Source organism: Arcobacter rhizosphaerae, assembly GCF_049472155.1.
Taxonomy (GTDB): Bacteria; Campylobacterota; Campylobacteria; order Campylobacterales; family Arcobacteraceae; genus Arcobacter_B.
In genome coordinates, this window is record NZ_JBMOVW010000004.1 from 121,941 (window position 1) to 142,787 (window position 20,847).

Here is a 20,847-nt window from a genome sequence, read left to right on the forward strand (position 1 = left end):
TTACTTTTTCATAACCTTATTTCTTCCACTATTTTTAGCAAGATATAAAGCCTCATCTGCAATTTTAAAATATTCTTCAAAACTTTTACCTTTAGTACAATATGTACAACCAAAACTTGCAGTAATTCTTAAATTTAATTTTTCATAATTAAAATTCTTTTGCTCAATCATACTTCTTAATCTATTTGCTATTTTTGATAGGTTTTCAACAGAAGTATTTACAGCAATTATAAACTCTTCTCCTCCAAATCTACCTATTAAATCATCACTTTGTAAATGTGCTTTTAAAAGACTAGCAACATCTTTTAAAATACAATCTCCTATAAAATGCCCATACGTATCATTTACATTTTTAAATTTATCTATATCAACAATTATTAAGCCAAACTCTTTTATATCAAGCCAATACTTACAATAATTTGTAATACTACTTTTATTATAACAAGATGTTAACTCATCAATTGAAGCCTTATTTTCAAGCTCTTTTATTTTTTTATTATAATTAGATACATCATTCATACAAACAATATATTTTCTAAGTTCCACTCTTGAAATATCAAAAACGAAATATTTTTCTTCACTATTATTTACTGTAAACTTAGCTGGCTTATCTATAGAAGAGTGTTTTTGAGCTATTTTTAAAAGATTCAATTTTGTTTTATTATCTAAAATTGCAATATTATTCATAAAACTATTACTATTTTGAAAAAGCTCTAAAAACTTTTTATTAGCACTATGAATTTCACTACCATCTGTAATAAAAATAATATGTTGTTGAGAATCTAATACTGATTGTAAAAAATCTCTTTCTTTTTTTATAGTTTCAGTTTGTGAATTATGAATAGTTTTAAACATTTCATTCATTTTTTTTGTAAGATATGTAATTTCATCATCATAAATTAATTCAATATTTTGTACTAAATCTTTTTTTTGAGAAACTGCTTTTACTGTTTTTGAGATTTTTTCAATTCTACTTGTAAAAATCTTATTTATAAAAACAAAAATTATAAAAATAAAAAGTAGAAAGGAAACAAAAAAAAGTTCTAAAAGTAATCTATTACTCTGCTTTATTTCATTAAAAATCTCTCTTTTCATTTTTAAAAATAAATAAAAACTATCATCAAAATAATCATTAACTTTTACATTTATATAAAGACTTTCTAGCTCTTCTCTATTAATATCATAATCAAAATCATTTACTGTTTTATAATTATCATTTAAAGTATAACTAGGAAGCAAGGAAACATAAACATCTAATGCACTTGATAATTCACTTAAAAAACTTGAGTTTAAAGCTTTAGCTACAAATATATAGCCTAATCCTTCTACTTTCTCAATTGAAAAAATTAATTTTTCATATTCAAAAGTTGTAAACTTTATTTTATCTTTCATATTTACATATTTATCAAGATCTGCATCATCAAAAAAATATTTAATACTGCTTGTTATATCCATATACTCTTTAGAACTAGTATCAAAGACTTCACTATATTTTATATTTTTATTTTTATCTAAAACTATAAAATAAGAAATATCAAGGTTAGAAGCAATTTCATGAAAATCATAATACGTTTCTTTTTTAGTTAAAATATCAATAATCTTTTCACTTTTAGAATATTCATAAGATATATTGTTAAGAAGAAGATTTTTTATATTTAACATTTTATGTAAACTAATCACCCTATTTTGAACAAGGTTATTCTCAAATGTTAAAGCATTAGACTCTCTATCTTTTAAAATAAAAAAAATCAAGGTTAATAAAAGCATAAATAAGCAAGTAAATAGTAGAAATATCTTTTTGTTTATAGTCATCATAATCCTCTTTATTTAAATAAAAAGAATTATAGTAAGTTTTTGTTTAAACTATAGTGATAATGATTATCAATAATTAATAATTATTGACAATCTTCACAAATTCCATAAATAGTCATAATGTGATCTTTTAGTTTGAAATTATTTTTTTTAGCCACTAATTCTTGTTGTTCTTCTATCAGTTCATCTGTAAACTCAATAATTTTATTACAATTAGTACAAATCATGTGATCATGATGAATTGAAATATTTAATTCATATCTTTTTGTACCATCACCAATATCTAAAGATTTTACAATATTCATTGATTCAAAAAACTTTACTGTTCTATATACTGTTGCTATTCCCATGTCTATTTTATATAAACTTTTAGCAATATTTACTATTTGTTCTGCACTTAAATGTTCATCACTAAAATAAAGTATCTTTAGAATATAATCTTTTTGAATTGAATTCTTATATCCTGATTTAGAAACAGACTTCTTAAAATTGGCCAAAAATGACTCAAAACTAATTTCATATCTTCTCACTACATAAACCCTTTAAAAACAATAACAATAATACTAATAGCTAATGCAAGGGCATAAACTTTTGATATATTATTCTGTAATTTTATATTTTTTTTATATAAATTTGTTTCATTTATATTTTTCATTTCATACCTTGATAATTAGTATCATTTTTATTATGATACAAAACAGTATCTTAATAAAACATTAATGATAATAATTATCGTTTTAAACAAGAATTAAGTATTTAAATTTTAAAATTTTAAATACAAAGGATTAAAAATGTTAAATATAGGTATTAATATTTTAGGACAAGTTGCAAAAACTGCACTATTTAGTGCTGTATCTACAAAGGTAGTTGATAGTATAATTACTTCAAAGATAAATAAAAAAAATGATCACAATAAATGGATGAGAGAAACAAAATTAAACTTATTTAGTAAAATATCAAATGAAATACTATCATTTGACATAAAAAACTCTACATCTCAAGATGAAAAAAGACTAAAAGAAGTTTGTAACAAAACAGTGTTACTACTAGATGATAAAAAGCTTATTTTAGAAATTCAAGAATATTTAAAAGAGTTAAATAATACACAAAGAGCTTTAGTTTTTGATGAAAATAATGAAAGCATAACTAATAGTTTTAATAAAAAATCTATGAATTTAGTAATTAGTTTAAACAATAATTTGAAAAGAAGTTAATTACTTCAATTCAAATTGTGTTGTATATTCTTGGTTTTCTAATATAATTTTAAAAGTCCATACTCCAAGAATTCTACCTTTTATATATCTATAGTCATAAATAGATCCATGTCCTGCTGGAACTATCATCTCCCTACTTCTTGAAACTTCTCCATTTGGATCAATCCATTGAGCTATAATAGTTTGATCTTTTACACTTCTTACTGTTTCAAACTTACAAATAATAGAGTTTTCATCTTTTAAAATAAGACAATCAACTGATGACCCACCATCCTCTTCTATGAAATTTTCATTTTCTTGAGTTTGAGCCATAGTAATTGTAACAAAAAATAAAATTGGAATTAAAAATCTAATCATCTTTACTCTCACTTTCAATTATATCTATGTCCATATATTTAAGTAATAAATGTTTTATAGGAGCATAAAAAGTTGTCATAGATACTATAGCTACGATTAGTTGTGCAATTTTAAATAGTGAGCTATTTTCATCTAAAAGTAGTAATACTCCATAATAACTTAACAATAAAGAAATTATAGCACAAATAACTACTGAAATGATTACAACAATATTATAATTCATATTTTTCCCATATAGTTTCTTCTTTTAAAGTTGGTCTATTTTTTAGAATTTCAAAAGGCTGATAAGCTTCTTTATAACCCATTGAAAAATGATCTTTTATCCAATATCCTAAATAAATATAAGGAATATTCATCTCTTTTGCTATCTTAATTTGTGCCAAAATAGAAAATTTTCCTATTGATAAATCTGAATAGTCATGATCATAATAACAATAAATAGATGATATAGATTTTGGTAAAATATCAACTAATGCAACACCTATTAACTTATCATCTTTCATATATAAAAACTCTTTTGCATATTCAGATTTTCCTTCAACATAGGACTTTGAGTATTCACCTGGTTCTATTTCATTAAAAGGCCAATCTTTTTTTTGATTCATAAAAGCATGATATTTATTATATAAATTCAAATGTTCTAAAGTCATAGAAGGAGGTCTTATATAAAGTTTTGTATCTTTATTTTTAGCAATTACTCTTTTTTCTGATTTAGAAAATTTATAATTTTTTACATCAATTCTCATAGATATACATTTTGTACAAGTTTTACACTCAGGAACAAAATGCATTTTTCCAAATCTTCTCCATCCTCGCTCAAGCATTTCTTGATATTGAGAACTTGAACAATCAAACATATATCTATATCTTATATCAGATATTTCATTATCAAAGTAAGAACATTCTCTTTGTTCTTCTACAAACTCGATATCTTTGTTTAAAATATGCATTTTATTGGTTTATTTTTTCTTTAATCTCTTTAGCAATTGAAGAGATTCTTTTTATTTTTTCATTATTTGAAAGAGTATCATCAATTAGATGTTTAACAAATGCACTACCTACAATAACACCATCTACACCTTTTGCTTTTTCTTGACAAGTTTTTTCATCAACTCCAAAACCTATATATAAAGGTGTATTTGTATATTTTCTTACACTTTGAATAACTTTTGTTAAATCTTCACTTTGCCCACTACCTGTAATACCTGCATAAGCAACCATATAAATAAACTTTTGTGAATTTTCAACAACTTTTTTAATTCTTTCATCACTATGAGTTGGAGCAACAAATGAAATATTTGACTTATTATATTTAGAATATAAAGAACTTAATGTTTGAGCCATTTCAAAAGGCACATCTGGAATAATAGTACCATTTACTCCAAATTCATCTGCTTTTTTTAAAAAGTTTTCAACACCATAACTAAAGAAAGGATTCATATAACCCATCCATAAAGTATCAATGTCTTTAGCTATTTTTGAAGATACTTCAAATAAATCATCTATTTTAAAATTATTTGCTAAAGCTATTTGATTTGCCTTTTCTATTACAGGTCCATCGGCAACTGGATCAGAGAAAGGAATACCTAACTCCAAAATATCAACTCCTGCTTCTTTCATACTAAAAGCTAAATCAACACTAAAACTATTATCAGGAACTGATGAAGTTATATAACCAACTAATTTCTTCTGTGTGTTTTCACTCATTTAAAATAATCCTATTAAATATTTATAAAGATATATTTTATCGAAAATCATCTTTTTTTCATATTTAACTTAATATTATTAATTTTTAGAGAGTCTCTTGGGAAGTTGAATAATTATTTTTGCTCCCATATAAACCTTATTATTTGATTTTATTTCTTCATTTACTATTTTTATATCTCCATTTAAACTTTCATTTATTATCTTATAACACATATAAAGCCCAAGCCCTGTACCTTGAGATTCATGTTTTGTTGTAAAATATGGTTCAAATACTTTTTTTAATAAATGTTTAGGTACACCACCTGCATTGTCATGAATAATAATAGATACAACATTATCTTCTTCATCTAAAAATACTCTAATAACTCTGTTTTCTTCATCAAGTTCTTTTAAAGCATCTTTTGAATTATTTAAAATATTTGATAAACACTGTATCAATTCATTTTCATAGCTTTCAATTTTTAGATTACCCTTCATTTTTGTTTGTATATTAATATAATTATTAGCCATAGCAGTACCCACTATATTTAAAGATTTATTTATAGTACTACTTAAATTAAACTCTTCTTTAACTTTATCCCCTTTTATAAAGTTTCTAAAATCATCTATTGTTTGAGATAAATACTTAGAAGTATCAGTAATTTTTGACATATCACGAATAAAATCTTCTTCCTTTATTTCTATTTTTAAGTCTTTTTTTAATTTATAAGAACTTGAAATAGAAGAAATAATAGTTAAAGGTTGTCTCCACTGATGAGCAATATTACCTATCATTTCACCTAGTGCTACCATTTTTGATTGTTCTGTAATAATTCTATTTTTATCTTCAATTTCTTTACTTTGATTTATTTCTTGAGTAATATTAATCATTTCTATTAAATAGTAATCATTACCATTTAATTTAACTAAACTAACATGAATTAAAAAATGTTCATCTTTTCCATCTTTTGTCAAAATAACTTTTAAATTCTTTTTACTTTTTTGATAAAGCTCTTGAACCCATCCTTGTAAATCTGTATTTAATGAAGATATATAATTTGGATTATCAACTTTTTTAAATAGATTAAAAATTGAAACATAATCTTTTTTGAAAGCTTCTAAGTCTTCATAAACTTCAAAAAAGTTTAAAAATGCTTTATTAACTCTAAACATCTCAGAAGCAGAATGAAGAACTAAAATAGTAGTAGAACCATTTAAAATAGAATTAAATTCTTCTTTTTGCTTTTCAATAGTTAGTCTTCGTTCTACTTCTTTTTTTATCTTTAATCTCATAAAAATAATTAATATTGCTAAACTTAAAATAATTAAAATAGCAACAGCTAAATATTTCCAAAGAAAAGTGTAACTTTCATTTTGTTTATACTCAACTTTTAACCATTTATCTATAATCTCATCTCTTTTAATCAAATCAATTTGATTAATACCCTTATTAAAAATAGATAAAAGTAAAGGTTGAGTATTTTTAACTGCAATTTTTTGATAACCTATAGTATCACTAAAATGAACTATATTTACTTTTAGATCTGAAATTAAATGTTTTTTTATATGATGTAAAATTACAGGTAACGGTGCAAAAATTCCATCAGCTTTATCATCACCTAATAAAATTAATGCATCTTTATAATTATTAACTATCATCAACTTTATTCCAGGATATTTTTTTGATAGATAATCTACTTCTGCTGTTTTTCTTTTTACAATTAGTATCTTATTTTTAAAAGAATCAAGTTTTTCATATTTTTTAAAATCACTTTTTGTAATAACTCCCATAGGAATATTTATATAAGTTTTACTAAACAAAAACTTTTCTTTTCTTAGTTCATTCTCATTTATATTAATTACTCCATCTAATTCATGATTCATTGCTTTATTAAGAATATTAGGCCAAGTATCAATATAAAATTTTATCTCTTTTCCTATTTCTTTTTCTAATGCTTTTATAAAATCTATAGAAAGTCCTTTTAAAACTCTATTTTCATCTAAAAAATTCATAGGAGCATAATCTTTATCTACACCTAATACTATTTCATTTTTATCTAGCCATTGTTTTTCTTTTAGAGTTAATTTAAAAGAACTATTATGTTCTTGAGTTGATACAAACCACTTTTTTTTAATTTCATCTAAATCTTCTGAAAAAGAAGAGTTTTGAAGTTTATTAATTAAAAAAATAAGTTGTTTATTTTTCTTATTTGTAGCCATATATAAATCATTATTAGACTCATTTTCCTTAACATATTTTAAGTTTGTAATATAATTTTCTAACATTACATGCTTTAATGCACCTAAAGTACCATGTCCTATATCTGCAAATCCATCAGAAACTGCACGAACTACCTCTGTAGAATTTTTTAGATACATCACTTCTATTTGTGGATATTTTTTTTCAAGAAATTCATCAATAAAATAGTCTTTTACTATAGCTAATTTCATAGATTTAATTTCATTAAAAGAGTTTATATTTGGTGAGTCTTTTCTTAAAACAAAACCATTACTTATTTTTAAAAAATTGTTCTCACTAAAGGTAAATAACTCTTCTCTTTTTTTGGTTTTAGCAATATTTAAAATTAAATCTATTTTATTTTCTTTTAATCTTTTAAAAGCTTCACTCCATGAAATATCACTAATAAACTCTATTTCTAAATCTAATTTTTTAGCAATAGCTTTTATATAATCAATAGAATAGCCTTTTGGTTTAGCATTTTCATTGTAATTATATGGGCCCCAATCTTTCTCATTATAAACTTTAATAACTTTTTTATTTTTAAGCCAAGCTAGTTCATCTTTTGTAAAGATATAAGATATATCTTTTTCTTGAATTAAGGAGTTTAAATTCCATTTCTCTTTTAATTTTTTATTTTCATCATAAGTTATTTGAGATATAGCGATATCTAATATTTCTTTAAAAATTTCCCAATCATTTCGAACTCCAATTCTCTCAAAATTTTTTGAAGTATCTTTTAGTTTAATTTCACTAGTCATGGAAACATTAGTAATAAAATATTCTCTAATTAAATGTTCAAAAGTAAATGACATACCTATAGTTGCATCAGCTTTGCCACTTGAAACACTATTTAAAGCATCTAAGTTATGTTCAACTGTTAATAAATTTATATCTGGATATTCTTTTCTAAATAATTCTTCAAAATAATATCCTTTTGGAACTGCTAAAGTTTTGCCTTTTAATTCATCTAATGAATTTATAGGATTTTTTTTATTTGAATAAATAAAAGGATATGACAATAAATAAGGTTTTGTAAAAAACATATTTTCACTACGTTTTTGTGTTCTTACTATATTTAAAATGATATCAATTTCTTTATTTTTAATCATCTCTAGGTATTCATTCCAAGTATAGCCTGTTTTATAAATAATCTTTATTCCTAATTTTTTAGCTATTAAATTCATAAAGTCAATAGAATAACCTTGTGAAATATTATTTTTGTTAAAATTTATAGGTACATAATCTTCTTCATTTTGAGCAGTAATAATGGGATGTTCTTTAAGCCATTGAGTTTGTTTTTCAGAAAGACCAGAAATACTAACATCTGCAACTAAATTCAAGATAAAAATTGTAAAAAATAAAATAATTTTTTTTAGCATTTGTATAATAACCTTTATTAGTCACATTTAAATTAATGTTATCTGTATTTATTTTAGCTAAAAAGACACCTTCTTTACAAGAATGTTGGGATAAATTAGATACAATTATTTAAAATTTAAATACATTATTAGGGAAATTTAAAATGAGTATAATCAAAAATGACTTTGAAAAAATGAACATTACAAAAATTAAAAAATCTAAGAATAATAAAAAACTTACAATGATTACAGCTTATGATGCACTTTTTGCTAAATTATTTGAAGAAATAGCTGATATGATTTTAGTAGGTGATAGTTTAAATATGAGTTTTGCAGGAAAACCAGATACCTTATCAGCAACACTTGAACAGATGATTTATCATACAAATGCTGTATGTGCAGGAGCCAAAAAGGCTTTTGTAATTTTAGATATGCCTTTTGGTACATATAATAATAAAGATGAAGCCTTAACAAATGCTGTAAAAGTTTATCAACAAACAAAAGCAGCAGCAGTTAAAATAGAAGGTGGAGAAGATAGAGCTCATATAATTAAGCATTTAACATCTAATTCAATCGCTGTGATGGGACATATAGGACTAATGCCTCAATATGTAAGAAGTGAAGGTGGATATAAAGTAAGAGGTAAATCACAAGAAGATACAGAACAACTTATCAAAGATGCAATTGCAGTTGAAAAAGCAGGTGCATTTGCTATTGTAATAGAAGGGGTTATGAGTGATGCAGCTAAGAAAATAAGTGAAGCCATTAGCATTCCAACTATCGGTATAGGAGCGGGAAATGTTACAGATGGACAAGTTTTAGTTTGGTCTGACATGCTTGGATTCTTTGAAGAGTTTAAACCAAAATTTGTAAGACATTATATGAATGGAGCAAGTGCTGTAAAAGAAGCTGTAAATCAATATAGAAATGATGTGCAAGATTCATCATTTCCTGCAAAAGAGGAAGAGTACTAAGTATGGAAAGAGTTGTAGAAGTTGAACAAGTCTCTTTTGAAGAAGATAACGCAGAAGTTAGCTTAAGACCCTCTTCTTGGGATGATTACATTGGTCAAGAAAAAATCAAAAAAAACTTAAAAGTTTTTATTGAGGCTTCAAAAAAAAGAGGTGAAGCCTTAGACCATATACTTTTTTATGGCCCTCCGGGACTTGGTAAAACTACTATTTCTTACCTTATTTCAAATGAAATGAATTCAAATATTAAAATTACAGCAGGTCCAATGATAGAAAAATCAGGTGATTTAGCTGCAATTCTTACAAACCTTGAAGAAGGTGATATTTTATTTATTGATGAAATTCATAGACTAAGTCCAGCAGTTGAAGAGATTTTATATCCTGCAATGGAAGATTATAGACTTGATATTATTATTGGTTCAGGCCCAGCTGCTCAAACTGTAAAAATTGATCTTCCTAGATTTACTTTAATAGGTGCAACAACTAGAGCAGGAATGCTATCAAATCCTTTAAGAGAGAGATTTGGTATGCACTTTAGAATGCAGTTTTATACCCATGATGAACTTGCTAAAATTATACAAAAAGCTTCTGTTAAACTTGAGAAAATATGTGAAAATGATGCAGCTCTTGAAATATCAAGAAGAAGTAGAGGCACACCAAGGGTAGCACTAAGATTACTTAGAAGAGTTAGAGATTTCTCAGAAGTTGAAAATGAAAACTCTATTCATATAAAAAGAGCTCAATATGCCTTAGATGAACTTGGTGTAAATGAAACAGGATTTGACGAAATGGATATAAATCTTCTTGAACTTCTTGTATCAAATAAAGGTAAACCTATGGGATTATCTACAATTGCTGCTGCACTTAGTGAAGATGAAGGTACTATTGAAGATGCAATTGAACCTTATTTATTAGCAAATGGATATATTGAAAGAACAGCAAGGGGAAGAGTGGCTTCTGTAAAAACTTATGAAATGTTTAGATTATCTTATCCAGGAAGTGAAAAACTTCATGAGGATCAAGGAAAGCTATTTTGAGACCAGTCTACTTTTTAATCGCTATTGCTATTGTTACAATCTTTTTTATGGTAGAACTATTTTCTCCATTTTTAAAAGCTATGTTTGTTTCACTACTTTTAGCAGTAGCAACAAACTCTTTGACTTTTTATTTGGAGAATAGATTAAAAAGTAGAATAGCTGCTACAAGCTTTATGACTTTAAGTTTAGCAGGAATATTTTTTGTTCCTGTAATGTATTGTATTTTTTCTTTTGCAAATGCTTTTAAAGGAATTGATCAAAAACTTTTGATCAACACTTTTGAAAAGCTAAAACTTTGGGTTGAAGGTATTTCTGATGATTTTCAATTCTTAAAGGAACTATTAAACCAAATATTAGAAAAAATTGATGTAGCACAACTTGTACAAAACATCATATCAACAGGAGCATACCTAGGTAGAAACTCTGCTTCATTTATGATGGATATGGTTATGATACTTATATTTTTCTTCTTTTTTACACTTTATGCAACAAATTTAGCTACTTATGTAAAAGGTTTATTACCTATAAAAAAAGATGATTCAGTTATTCTTTTTTCAGAATCTTCAAATGTAATGACTGTAGTTTTATATTCTATTTTAATTACAGCTGTATTTGAAGGTTTTTTATTTGGATTTTTCTTAACATTTTATAGATATGATGGTTTATTATTTGGTGTACTATATGGTTTTGCTTCTTTAATACCTGTAATTGGTGGAGCTATTATGTGGGTACCTATAGCTGTTTATGAAGCTGTAACTGGAAGTATTACAAATGCAATTGTAATTGCTGCTTATTCTATTTTGATGATATCAATATTTGCTGATACTTTTGCTAAACCTATCATCATAAAATATATAAATCAGAAAATAGTTAGAAGTCCTACAAAAATAAATGAGATTTTAATTTTCTTCTCAATTGTAGCTGGACTGTCAACTTTTGGTTTTTGGGGGATGATTATAGGGCCTGCTACTGTAACATTTTTTATATCTATAATGCACTTAATAAAAAAATATTCAGATGAATACAAAGAGAGTGTACCATAAGGTATTAAATCTTTTTATCATCTGAACCTTAAACTCCTATTTCTTTATTTGCACTTTCATGACCTAAATACTCATGGGCTAAATAAGAGCTTCTAGCATAAGGACTTGAGTGAACAAATTTAAATCCCATATCTAAAGCTAGTTGTTTATATCTTTCAAACTGCTCTGGTTTTACAAACTCTTTTACCTTTGCATAATCACCACTTGGAGCTAAATATTGACCTATACTTAAAAACTCACAACCTACATCTATTAAGTCTTTAAATACTTGAATCATTTCTTCTTCTGTCTCTCCTAGTCCTACCATAAGTGCTGTTTTTGTTTTTATCTTATCTTGACCTAATTCTTTTAATCTTTTTAAAACATGAAGTGATCTTTCATAAGAAGCATTTCTTCTAATCTTGTACATACTAGGTACAGTTTCAATATTATGCCCTATTATAACAGCTCCTGAGTCTATTACCTTTTGAAGAGACTCTTCATTTGCTTTAAAATCTGGAATTAAGACTTCTACTTGTGTTCCAGGTGATTTTTCTAAAATATCACGAGTTACTCTATAAAATTGATTAGCTCCACCATCTGGCAAGTCATCTCTTGCTGGACTTGTAATTACTACAAATCTTAAACCCAATTGAATTACTGATTTTGTAACCTGCTCTATCTCTTCTAGGTTAACCTCTGAGGGAAGTCCTGTTTTTACATTACAATAAGTACATCTTCTTGTACAAATATTTCCTAAGATTAAAAAAGTTGCATTTTTTTTAGAAAAACACTCACTAATATTTGGACACTTTGCCTCTTGACAGATAGTATGTAAACCACCTACTTCTTTTAAAAGGGATTCCATCTCTTTTTGAGCACTTGGATTAATCTTTTTTCTAAGCCACTCAGGTTTTCTAAACTTTACTTCTTTTTGTTTTGGAGCACTACTAGTAAATGAAGTCATATTTTTCCTTTAACAATTTTTTTTCTTCTTCTTTTTCATTATCATCTAAGTGTGAATTTATTAAATCTACATTAAAAGTCTCTTTAAATGCCTCAATTAAAAGCTTTGTAGCTTCATCATATTTCAAAACTATTCCTAAATCTTCTAAAGTAAGTCCTATTTTATTATCAAGAACTTTTTTATCTTTTATAGAATATAAAGGGATTGAGCCATGCTGAAACACAAGTCGTTTTGTTCTTCTTTGTGCATTTCCACCTATTTTATCTTTATTTATTAAAATATCATATGCTTCAAATCCAACTTGACAAAACTCATTTTTACTCAAATTAATGTCTTCTATATCTTTAGCATAATTAGCATTAAGTCCAAGTTTTTTATAAAAATTAATTAAAAAGTAACAAATCTTTTCATATGATTCTTTTATTTTATAATCTTTAAAATAGCTACTTGGTAAAACCAATGAGTATGATAAATCATGTCCATGAAAGAGCACGCCTCCACCTGTAACTCTTTTTGCTATATCTTTACTAAAATTATTTAGATATGAATACTCTTTAAGGTTTTGAGAAATACCAATAGTTATTGATTTATTCCAATGGTAAATTCTTAAAATAGGAAAAGAGCTTTCATTGAAATTTTTCATTAAAGCTTCATCTCTACACATATTTACTTTTGCTGAATTTTGAGTATTTACTATTATTCTAAATCTTGACTTTTTATCAATCAATATAAAACCTTCTTTTAATATTTTTCTATTATATTTTATATTCTCACTATCTTAACTTAAGTTCAAAAATAAATCTTATTTTAAGTCTACATTAACTAAAAATATGTACCATATTATCACAACATCATATAAAGTACTGTTATTACATTATTCCTGCATATTATTACAATATGTTGATAAGAAATACTTGTTTTAACTTAAATTTTTTATAAAAAATCTATAAGGAAAAAAGAAATGTCAGTTGAAAACTTAAACACGGTTTTAAAAGATATCGATCCCCTTGAAACTCAAGAGTGGATTGAAGCATTGGAAGCAGTATTAGAAGAAGAAGGTCCAAGAAGAGCACACTTTTTATTAGAGCAACTTATTGACAAGGCTAGAAGAAATGGTACATATTTACCATTTAAAGCTACTACTGCATATATAAACAGTATAGATGTGGCAAATGAGCCAAAAATGCCAGGTGATAGAGATATAGAAAGAAAAATCAGATCTGCTATTAGATGGAATGCTGCGATGATGGTACAAAGAGCTTCAAGAAAAAAATTGGAGTTAGGAGGTCATATAGCTTCATTTCAATCTTCTGCAACACTTTATGATGTAGGGTTTAATCACTTTTTCAGAGCTCCAAATGAAAAAGATGGTGGAGATTTAATCTTTTATCAAGGACATATTGCTCCAGGTATTTATGCAAGAAGTTTTGTTGAAGGAAGGTTAAGTGAAAAACAAATGGATAATTTTAGACAAGAAGCCTTAAGTGAAGGACTTTCATCTTATCCACACCCAAAACTTATGCCTGAATACTGGCAGTTTCCAACAGTATCTATGGGTCTTGGACCAATACAAGCAATTTATCAAGCTAGATTTTTAAAGTATTTAACTGATAGAGGTATAAAAGATTGTAGTGAACAAAAAGTATATTGTTACATGGGTGATGGGGAATGCGATGAACCAGAATCATTAGGTGCAATAGGACTTGCAGGACGTGAAGGTTTGGATAACTTAGTATTTGTTATTAATTGTAACTTACAAAGACTAGATGGACCTGTTAGAGGAAATGGCAAGATTATTCAAGAGCTTGAAGGTAACTTTAGAGGTAATGGCTGGAGAGTTGTAAAAGTTATTTGGGGAAAACAATGGGATGAGTTATTAAGAAAAGACACATCAGGAAAACTTCTTCAACTTATGGAAGAGACAGTTGATGGTGAATACCAAAACTTCAAACAAAAAGGTGGAGCTTACACAAGAGAAAACTTCTTTAACAAATATCCTGAAACTGCAAAATTAGTTGAGAATATGTCAGATGATGAGATTTTTGCTTTAAATAGAGGTGGTCATGATCCACTAAAAGTTTATGCAGCGTATAAAGCAGCTCAAATAACTAAAGATAGACCAACTGTAATCTTAGCTAAAACTGTAAAAGGTTATGGATTAGGTGAAGCAGCTGAGGGTAAAAATATCGCTCACCAAGTTAAAAAAGTTGATATTGATTCTTTAAGACAGTTTAGAGATAGATTTAGAATTCCTGTAACAGATGAAGAGTTAGAACACTTCCCTTACTATAAGTTCCCAGAAGATTCTGCTGAAATGAAATATATGAAAGAAAGAAGAGAAGAGTTACATGGTTATCTTCCACAAAGAAAAAGTAAATTTTCACAAAAGCTTGAACTGCCTGAACTAAGCGCTTATGATGCAGTACTAAAAGGTAGTGGAGATAGAGAAATTTCTACAACTATGGCATTTGTTAGAATTTTAAATGTATTAGTTAAAGATAAAAAAATTGGTAAAAGAATTGTTCCTATTGTACCTGATGAAGCTAGAACATTTGGTATGGAAGGTATGTTTAGACAAATTGGTATTTACTCAAATGAAGGTCAAAAATATATACCTCAAGATAGAGACCAAGTAGCATATTATAAAGAAGATAAAAAAGGGCAAGTACTTCAAGAAGGTATCAATGAGCTAGGAGCTATGGGTTCTTGGATTGCAGCTGCAACTTCATACTCAGTTAATGATTGTCCAATGATTCCATTTTATATTTTCTATTCAATGTTTGGTTTCCAAAGAACAGGTGACATTTGTTGGGCAGCAGGGGATCAAATGGCAAGAGGTTTCTTAATTGGTGGAACATCAGGTAGAACTACTCTTAATGGTGAAGGTTTACAGCATGAAGATGGACATTCTCATATTATTGCTAATACTATTCCAAATTGTATTTCTTATGACCCTACTTTTGGTTATGAGCTTGCTGTTATTGTTCAAGATGGTATGCAAAGAATGTATGGGGAAAAACAAGAAGATATTTACTACTATATTACAACACTAAATGAAAACTACAAACAACCAGCAATAATAGAAGGTGTTGAAGATGGTATTATCAAAGGTATTTACAAGTTAAAAACAGTTGAAGCAAAAGAAAACTTCAAAGTTAAACTATTAGGTTCAGGGTCAATTTTCCAACAAGTATTAAGTGCTGCTGATGTACTAGCAAATGAGTATGGAATTTCATCAGAAATTTACTCAGTTACTTCATATAATGAACTAACAAGAGAAGCTCAAAATGTTGAAAGAAATAATCTACTTGATATTGAAGGTGAAAATAAAATAGCTTATGTTGATGAAGTACTAGGAAGTGATGATGAAAATATTATTATCTCTTCTACTGATTATATGAAATCATACTCAGAGCAAATTGCTCCATTTGTAAAAGGTCACTTTAAAGCACTTGGAACAGATGGTTTTGGTAGATCTGATTCTAGAGGGAACTTAAGAAAATTCTTTGAAGTTGATTCTGACTTTATTGTATTTACTACATTAGCTCAACTTGCAAATGCAGGAAAAATTGAAAAATCAGTGGTATCAGAAGCTATGAAAAAATTCAATATTGATGCAAATAAAATCAACCCATTAAAAGCGTAAGGAGTAAATTATGGGAAAATTAATTGATATATTTATTCCAGATTTAGGTGGTGACACTGATGTTGATTTAATCGACATTATGGTTGAAGTTGGAGATAGGGTTGAAGAAGAAGATGGACTAATCACACTTGAAACTGAAAAAGCCTCTATGGATGTGCCTACTACTCATGGAGGTCTTGTAAAAGAGATTTTAGTTAAAGTTGGAGACAAAGTAAACTCTGGCGATTTGATAGCAAAAGTTGAAGTAGAAGAAGAGTCTTCTTCTACTAATGATGAAGAAAAATCTGAAATTTCTGATGAAAAAGAACAGAAACAAGAAAACATTCAAGAAGAATCTTCTGAAAATAAAACTGATTCTAAACTTGGTATAGAAGAAGCAGAAAATGAACTAAAAGCAGTTAGTGCAGCAGGAGCTGAAATCTCTTGTCAGTTTGTAAATGAGCAAACAATTTGTACTGTAATTGAAAATGTTTATATTCCTGATTTAGGCGATGATAAAGATGTTGATTTAATTGAAGTTATGGTTGAAGTTGGTGAAACAGTTGCAACGGAGTATGGACTTGTTACACTGGAAACTGAAAAAGCTTCTATGGAAGTACCAGCTCCTCATGGTGGTGAAATATTAGAAATTTTTGTAGAACCAGGAATGAAAGTTAACACTGGGGATCTAATTTGTAAAATGACAAAAACAGTTGTAATGGAATCTAAGGTTCCAACTTCTACTAAAAAAGAAGAAGTAAAAGTTGAAGAGCCTAAAAAACCAGTTACTGTTCAAGAAGTAGCAGCAAAATCAGCACCAGAACCTAAAGCAGTACGAACTGAAAAATCAAAAATAGTTTATGCTTCTCCATCTGTTAGAAAAGTAGCCAGAGAGTTTGGAGTTGATTTAAGTTATGTTAAGGGAAGTGGTAGAAAAGGAAGAATTCTAAAAGATGATATAAAAGCTTATGTAAAAGAGCAATTATCAAAACCAGCCCTAGCAGCAACTTCTACAGGGTCTGGACTTGGCTTTAACTTCCCAGAGCAAAAAGACATAGACTTCTCACAATTTGGGGAAATCGAGACAGTAGAGTTAAATAGAATTCAAAAAATTTCAGGACCTACACTACATAGAAACTGGGTTTCAATGCCTCATGTAACTCAGTTTGATGAAGCTGATATTACAGAGATGGAAGAGTTTAGAAAAACTCAAAATGCAATTGCAGATGGATTTAAGTTATCTCCACTTGTATTTGTAATTAAAGCTGTAACTAAAGCACTAGAAATCCATCCTAAATTTAACTCATCATTGAGTCTTGATGGGCAAAGCTTAATTATGAAAAAATACTTTAATATTGGTGTTGCAGTAGACACACCAAATGGTTTAGTAGTTCCAGTTATAAAAGATGCCAATAAAAAAGGCTTTAAAGATTTAGCAATTGAACTAAAAGAACTTTCAGCTAAAGCTAGAGATGGAAAACTTAAAGCTGCTGATATGCAAGGGGCTTGTTTTACAATCTCTTCTTTAGGTGGAATTGGTGGAACTAAATTCACTCCTATTATCAATGCTCCTGAAGTAGCAATTTTAGGATTATCAAAATCTGAAATAAAACCTGTTTGGGATGGAGAAGAGTTTAAACCTAGATTAATGTTACCATTATCTCTGTCTTATGATCACAAAGTAATTGATGGTGCAGATGGTGCAAGATTTACTACAACACTTTCTAATCTTCTAAAAGATATTAGATTGTTAAGTCTATAAGGATATAAAATGAGTAAAATTGTAGATATTTTAATTCCAGATTTAGGCGGAGATACTGATGTTGATTTAATCGACATTATGGTTGAAGTAGGAGACACAGTTGAAGAAGAAGATGGACTTATTACCTTAGAAACTGAAAAAGCCTCTATGGATGTTCCTACTACACATAGTGGAATCGTAAAAGAAATTTTAGTAAAAGTTGGAGATAAAGTAAACTCTGGTGATTTAATAGCTAAAGTTGAAGTAGAAGAAGAATCTTCTTCTACTGAAGAAAAAACTACTCCAAAAGAAACACAAGAAGAGAGTAAAACTGTAGAAAAAGAAAAAAGTGAAGTAGCTATATCTTCTGATGCAAGTGAAATAAAAGCAGATGTCGTAGTACTTGGAGCAGGTCCTGGTGGATATTCAGCTGCATTTAGATGTGCTGATTTAGGATTAGATACAGTCTTAATAGAAAGGCACCCTACGTTAGGTGGAGTTTGTCTAAATGTTGGTTGTATTCCTTCAAAAGCTTTATTACATGTAGCAAAAGTTATAGATGAAGCAAAGCATATTGAACATGCAGGTATTAAGTTTGGGAAACCAGAGATTGATTTACCAAGTGTTGCAGCATATAAAAGTAATATAGTAAAAAAACTTACTGATGGACTAACTTCTATGGCTAAGATGAGAAAAGTAAAAGTTGTTCAAGGAAATGCTAAGTTTATTGATGACAAAAATATCTTTGTTGAACATACGGATGTTGAAGGTAAACAAACAAAAGTTTCTTTTGATTCTTGTATTATTGCAGCAGGTTCACAAAGCTCTAAAATGTCATTTATTCCCCATGAAGATCCAAGAATTTGGGATTCTACAAATGCCTTAGAAGTGAAAGAAGTTCCTAAAAGACTTCTAGTAATGGGTGGTGGAATTATTGGACTTGAAATGGCAACAGTTTATCAAAGGCTAGGTTCACAAATTGATGTAGTTATAAGAGGACCTCAGGTTATGACAGGTACAGATAAAGATATTGTCAAAGTTTATACAAAAGCAAATGAAAAAAACTTTAACTTTATGTTTAAAACTCAAACTCAATCAATTATTCCTAAAAAAGAAGGTATATACGTGGAATTTAAAGGTGAAAATGCACCTGAACCTCAAATATATGATGCAGTTTTAGTTGCTATGGGAAGAACTCCAAATGGACTAAAAATCGGTCTTGAAAATACTGGGGTTGAAGTGGATGAAAAAGGATTTATCAAAGTTGATAATCAACTAAAAACTAAGGTGCCTCATATATATGCTATTGGTGATATTATTGGTGGCCCTATGCTTGCTCATAAAGCAGTACATGAAGGACATGTTGCTGCTGAAGTTATTGCTGGACATAAAGTCTTTTTTGAACCAAAACAAATTCCTGGTATTGCTTATACTTTCCCAGAAATCGCAACAGCTGGAATGAGTGAGATTGAAGCAAAGGAAGCTGGAATAAACTATGAAGTTTCATCTTTTCCTTGGTCAGCTTCAGGAAGAGCCTTAGCAGCTGATGTTGCTAGCTCTGGACTTACGAAACTTATTTTTGATAAAGATACAAATCAATTGATTGGTGGAGCAATTGTTGGAGATAATGCAGGTGAACTACTTGGTGAAATTTCACTAGCACTTGAAATGGATTGTGATGCAGAAGATATCGCACTTACAATTCATGCTCACCCTACTTTACATGAATCAGTGGGAATGGCAGCTGAAATTTTTGAAGGTACTATTACAGATTTACCAAATGCAAAAGCTAAGAAGAAATAATCTTCTTAGCTTAAGTTTATAATTTATTTTAGAGTATTACTGCTCTTCACCACTTAAACACTCACCTTGATAAGTTGAGATTCCATAATCTAAATTTGCTACTGATTTAAATCCTAAATCAAGCATAATTCTTTGACAATAAGCAGATCTACTTCCACTTAAACAGTAAACAATAACAGGAGTATCTTTTTGATCATCTACTTGCTCTAAGGCTTGATAAAATGCTGTAGTAGGTACTAAATAATCTGTTCCTTTGATTCTTTGACTTACCCACTCCATCCATTCTCTTGTATCTATAAGATTAAACTTTACAAAGCCTAACTCTCTTGCTTCAAGTAAGGATTCTAATTCAACTGCATTTACTTCTTGCTTTTCTAAAAGTTTTTCACACTCTTCTTTTGTAAGACCTCTTGAGTGAGTAGCAATAGCATCATGAAGTTCTTCTTGTTTTGCAGCTTCTTGTGCAAATTCAGGGGTACAGAAAATCCCACAGTGACAATTACCTTTTGAAGGTATTTCTTCTTCTAAAGCAGGTTTACATGGACATAATCGGTTATTGGCTGCTTTTTGTTCTTCTTTTGTTTCACCAATAACCATAAAACAGGGACAGTACCTTTTACCATAGATCATTTTATTTCTAGTAAGTCCCATTTGAATTGATTCATTAACTTCATCATTTGGGTTATATCTAAAATCAAACCTTTCTACTACTTTATCTGTAAATTGCTTTGTAAGTTCAAGTTCTACTTGATACTCTTGGCTTTCTATATCAATTTTTTTTATCATTTATAAATCCTAGTTTGTATTTAAAATGACATCTTAATATAAAATCACTTAACCTCTTAATACACATCATATATTAGAATTTCAATAAATAAAATATTTTTACAATAAATTTGTATAAAACAGAAACTAATAATATAAATAAGTTTTTAAATTCTAAAAAAGAATATATTTATTATAAATAGAGTAAAAAATATGATAAAATAATTTAATATAATATAAAGAGAAA

General features: G+C 27.8%; 18 protein-coding genes. 7 read left to right on the forward strand and 11 right to left on the reverse strand.

Annotated elements, in window-relative coordinates; all coding sequences use genetic code 11:
• The 3 genes from ACH5BH_RS08135 to ACH5BH_RS08145 all read right to left on the reverse strand — a co-directional run bounded on the left by ACH5BH_RS08135 (position 1) and on the right by ACH5BH_RS08145 (position 2,467).
• Positions 1-1,812 carry a sensor domain-containing diguanylate cyclase gene (locus ACH5BH_RS08135; protein WP_423298022.1) on the reverse strand — a complete coding sequence of 604 codons (1,812 nt, stop codon included), beginning with the start codon at positions 1,810-1,812 and terminating at the stop codon, positions 1-3.
• 83 nt (positions 1,813-1,895) lie between these two features.
• Complete coding sequence (locus ACH5BH_RS08140; RefSeq protein ID WP_404305515.1) at positions 1,896-2,342, reverse strand: Fur family transcriptional regulator; 447 nt, start codon at positions 2,340-2,342, stop codon at positions 1,896-1,898.
• The gene (locus tag ACH5BH_RS08145) at positions 2,342-2,467 is read right to left on the reverse strand and encodes a hypothetical protein (RefSeq protein ID WP_404305517.1); all 126 of its coding nucleotides are present in this window, start codon (positions 2,465-2,467) and stop codon (positions 2,342-2,344) included. The genes ACH5BH_RS08140 and ACH5BH_RS08145 overlap by 1 nt, the downstream gene beginning before the upstream one ends.
• A gap of 136 nt (positions 2,468-2,603) precedes the next feature.
• On the opposite strand from ACH5BH_RS08145, the gene ACH5BH_RS08150 reads away from it, so the two are divergent.
• A complete protein-coding gene (locus ACH5BH_RS08150) occupies positions 2,604-3,026 on the forward strand; it encodes a hypothetical protein (RefSeq protein ID WP_404305519.1) in 423 nt (140 codons plus the stop codon).
• Here the strand turns inward: ACH5BH_RS08150 and ACH5BH_RS08155 are convergent, their stop codons facing one another.
• The 5 genes from ACH5BH_RS08155 to ACH5BH_RS08175 form a co-directional block, all read right to left on the reverse strand.
• Positions 3,027-3,383: a hypothetical protein gene (locus ACH5BH_RS08155; protein ID WP_404305521.1), complete on the reverse strand. Its 357-nt coding sequence runs from the start codon at positions 3,381-3,383 to the stop codon at positions 3,027-3,029.
• The gene (locus ACH5BH_RS08160) at positions 3,376-3,606 is read right to left on the reverse strand and encodes a hypothetical protein (RefSeq protein WP_404305523.1); all 231 of its coding nucleotides are present in this window, start codon (positions 3,604-3,606) and stop codon (positions 3,376-3,378) included. The genes ACH5BH_RS08155 and ACH5BH_RS08160 overlap by 8 nt, the downstream gene beginning before the upstream one ends.
• Positions 3,596-4,333, reverse strand: a complete 738-nt coding sequence (locus tag ACH5BH_RS08165; RefSeq protein ID WP_404305524.1) for an arginyltransferase — start codon at positions 4,331-4,333, stop codon at positions 3,596-3,598. The genes ACH5BH_RS08160 and ACH5BH_RS08165 overlap by 11 nt, the downstream gene beginning before the upstream one ends.
• A gap of 1 nt (position 4,334) precedes the next feature.
• Positions 4,335-5,090, reverse strand: a complete 756-nt coding sequence (gene trpA / locus ACH5BH_RS08170) for a tryptophan synthase subunit alpha (RefSeq protein ID WP_404305527.1) — start codon at positions 5,088-5,090, stop codon at positions 4,335-4,337.
• 78 nt (positions 5,091-5,168) lie between these two features.
• Positions 5,169-8,690, reverse strand: a complete 3,522-nt coding sequence (locus ACH5BH_RS08175) for a transporter substrate-binding domain-containing protein (protein ID WP_423298023.1) — start codon at positions 8,688-8,690, stop codon at positions 5,169-5,171.
• 143 nt (positions 8,691-8,833) lie between these two features.
• On the opposite strand from ACH5BH_RS08175, the gene panB reads away from it, so the two are divergent.
• From panB to ACH5BH_RS08190, 3 genes are read left to right on the forward strand one after another with little or no spacing between them, the layout of a single operon-like run.
• A complete protein-coding gene (gene panB, locus ACH5BH_RS08180) occupies positions 8,834-9,643 on the forward strand; it encodes a 3-methyl-2-oxobutanoate hydroxymethyltransferase (RefSeq protein WP_404305531.1) in 810 nt (269 codons plus the stop codon).
• A 2-nt stretch (positions 9,644-9,645) separates the two neighbouring features.
• Positions 9,646-10,677 (forward strand): Holliday junction branch migration DNA helicase RuvB, encoded by a 1,032-nt coding sequence (gene ruvB, locus ACH5BH_RS08185; RefSeq protein WP_404305533.1) that lies wholly within the window; start codon positions 9,646-9,648, stop codon positions 10,675-10,677.
• Positions 10,674-11,720, forward strand: coding sequence for an AI-2E family transporter (locus ACH5BH_RS08190; protein ID WP_423298024.1), 1,047 nt, complete (start codon positions 10,674-10,676; stop codon positions 11,718-11,720). The genes ruvB and ACH5BH_RS08190 overlap by 4 nt, the downstream gene beginning before the upstream one ends.
• Before the next feature lie 28 nt (positions 11,721-11,748).
• On the opposite strand, the gene lipA is transcribed toward ACH5BH_RS08190, so the two are convergent.
• A complete protein-coding gene (lipA, locus tag ACH5BH_RS08195) occupies positions 11,749-12,666 on the reverse strand; it encodes a lipoyl synthase (protein ID WP_423298025.1) in 918 nt (305 codons plus the stop codon).
• Positions 12,650-13,393 carry a lipoate--protein ligase family protein gene (locus ACH5BH_RS08200; RefSeq protein WP_423298026.1) on the reverse strand — a complete coding sequence of 248 codons (744 nt, stop codon included), beginning with the start codon at positions 13,391-13,393 and terminating at the stop codon, positions 12,650-12,652. Before ACH5BH_RS08200 ends, lipA begins: the two co-directional genes overlap by 17 nt.
• Positions 13,394-13,627: 234 nt before the next feature.
• Here ACH5BH_RS08200 and aceE point away from each other — a divergent pair, with 234 nt between their 5' ends.
• From aceE to lpdA, 3 genes are read left to right on the forward strand one after another with little or no spacing between them, the layout of a single operon-like run.
• Entirely contained in the window at positions 13,628-16,312 is a 2,685-nt protein-coding gene (aceE, locus tag ACH5BH_RS08205) for a pyruvate dehydrogenase (acetyl-transferring), homodimeric type (RefSeq protein ID WP_423298027.1), read from the forward strand.
• Between the two features lie 10 nt (positions 16,313-16,322).
• A complete protein-coding gene (aceF, locus tag ACH5BH_RS08210) occupies positions 16,323-18,053 on the forward strand; it encodes a dihydrolipoyllysine-residue acetyltransferase (RefSeq protein WP_423298028.1) in 1,731 nt (576 codons plus the stop codon).
• A gap of 9 nt (positions 18,054-18,062) precedes the next feature.
• On the forward strand, positions 18,063-19,835 hold the full coding sequence (gene lpdA / locus ACH5BH_RS08215) for a dihydrolipoyl dehydrogenase (protein ID WP_423298029.1): 1,773 nt from the start codon (positions 18,063-18,065) through the stop codon (positions 19,833-19,835).
• Between the two features lie 36 nt (positions 19,836-19,871).
• On the opposite strand, the gene ACH5BH_RS08220 is transcribed toward lpdA, so the two are convergent.
• Positions 19,872-20,621 (reverse strand): ferredoxin-thioredoxin reductase catalytic domain-containing protein, encoded by a 750-nt coding sequence (locus ACH5BH_RS08220; protein WP_423298030.1) that lies wholly within the window; start codon positions 20,619-20,621, stop codon positions 19,872-19,874.
• Positions 20,622-20,847 lie beyond the last annotated feature (226 nt).

Coding starts and splice junctions, on each gene's coding strand:
- ACH5BH_RS08135 (WP_423298022.1), bottom strand. CDS start 1,812: ATGACTATAAACAAAAAGATATTTCTACTATTTACTTGCTTATTTATG.
- ACH5BH_RS08145 (WP_404305517.1), bottom strand. CDS start 2,467: ATGAAAAATATAAATGAAACAAATTTATATAAAAAAAATATAAAATTA.
- ACH5BH_RS08150 (WP_404305519.1), top strand. CDS start 2,604: ATGTTAAATATAGGTATTAATATTTTAGGACAAGTTGCAAAAACTGCA.
- ACH5BH_RS08155 (WP_404305521.1), bottom strand. CDS start 3,383: ATGATTAGATTTTTAATTCCAATTTTATTTTTTGTTACAATTACTATG.
- ACH5BH_RS08160 (WP_404305523.1), bottom strand. CDS start 3,606: ATGAATTATAATATTGTTGTAATCATTTCAGTAGTTATTTGTGCTATA.
- ACH5BH_RS08165 (WP_404305524.1), bottom strand. CDS start 4,333: ATGCATATTTTAAACAAAGATATCGAGTTTGTAGAAGAACAAAGAGAA.
- trpA (WP_404305527.1), bottom strand. CDS start 5,090: ATGAGTGAAAACACACAGAAGAAATTAGTTGGTTATATAACTTCATCA.
- ACH5BH_RS08175 (WP_423298023.1), bottom strand. CDS start 8,690: ATGCTAAAAAAAATTATTTTATTTTTTACAATTTTTATCTTGAATTTA.
- panB (WP_404305531.1), top strand. CDS start 8,834: ATGAGTATAATCAAAAATGACTTTGAAAAAATGAACATTACAAAAATT.
- ruvB (WP_404305533.1), top strand. CDS start 9,646: ATGGAAAGAGTTGTAGAAGTTGAACAAGTCTCTTTTGAAGAAGATAAC.
- lipA (WP_423298025.1), bottom strand. CDS start 12,666: ATGACTTCATTTACTAGTAGTGCTCCAAAACAAAAAGAAGTAAAGTTT.
- aceE (WP_423298027.1), top strand. CDS start 13,628: ATGTCAGTTGAAAACTTAAACACGGTTTTAAAAGATATCGATCCCCTT.
- aceF (WP_423298028.1), top strand. CDS start 16,323: ATGGGAAAATTAATTGATATATTTATTCCAGATTTAGGTGGTGACACT.
- lpdA (WP_423298029.1), top strand. CDS start 18,063: ATGAGTAAAATTGTAGATATTTTAATTCCAGATTTAGGCGGAGATACT.
- ACH5BH_RS08220 (WP_423298030.1), bottom strand. CDS start 20,621: ATGATAAAAAAAATTGATATAGAAAGCCAAGAGTATCAAGTAGAACTT.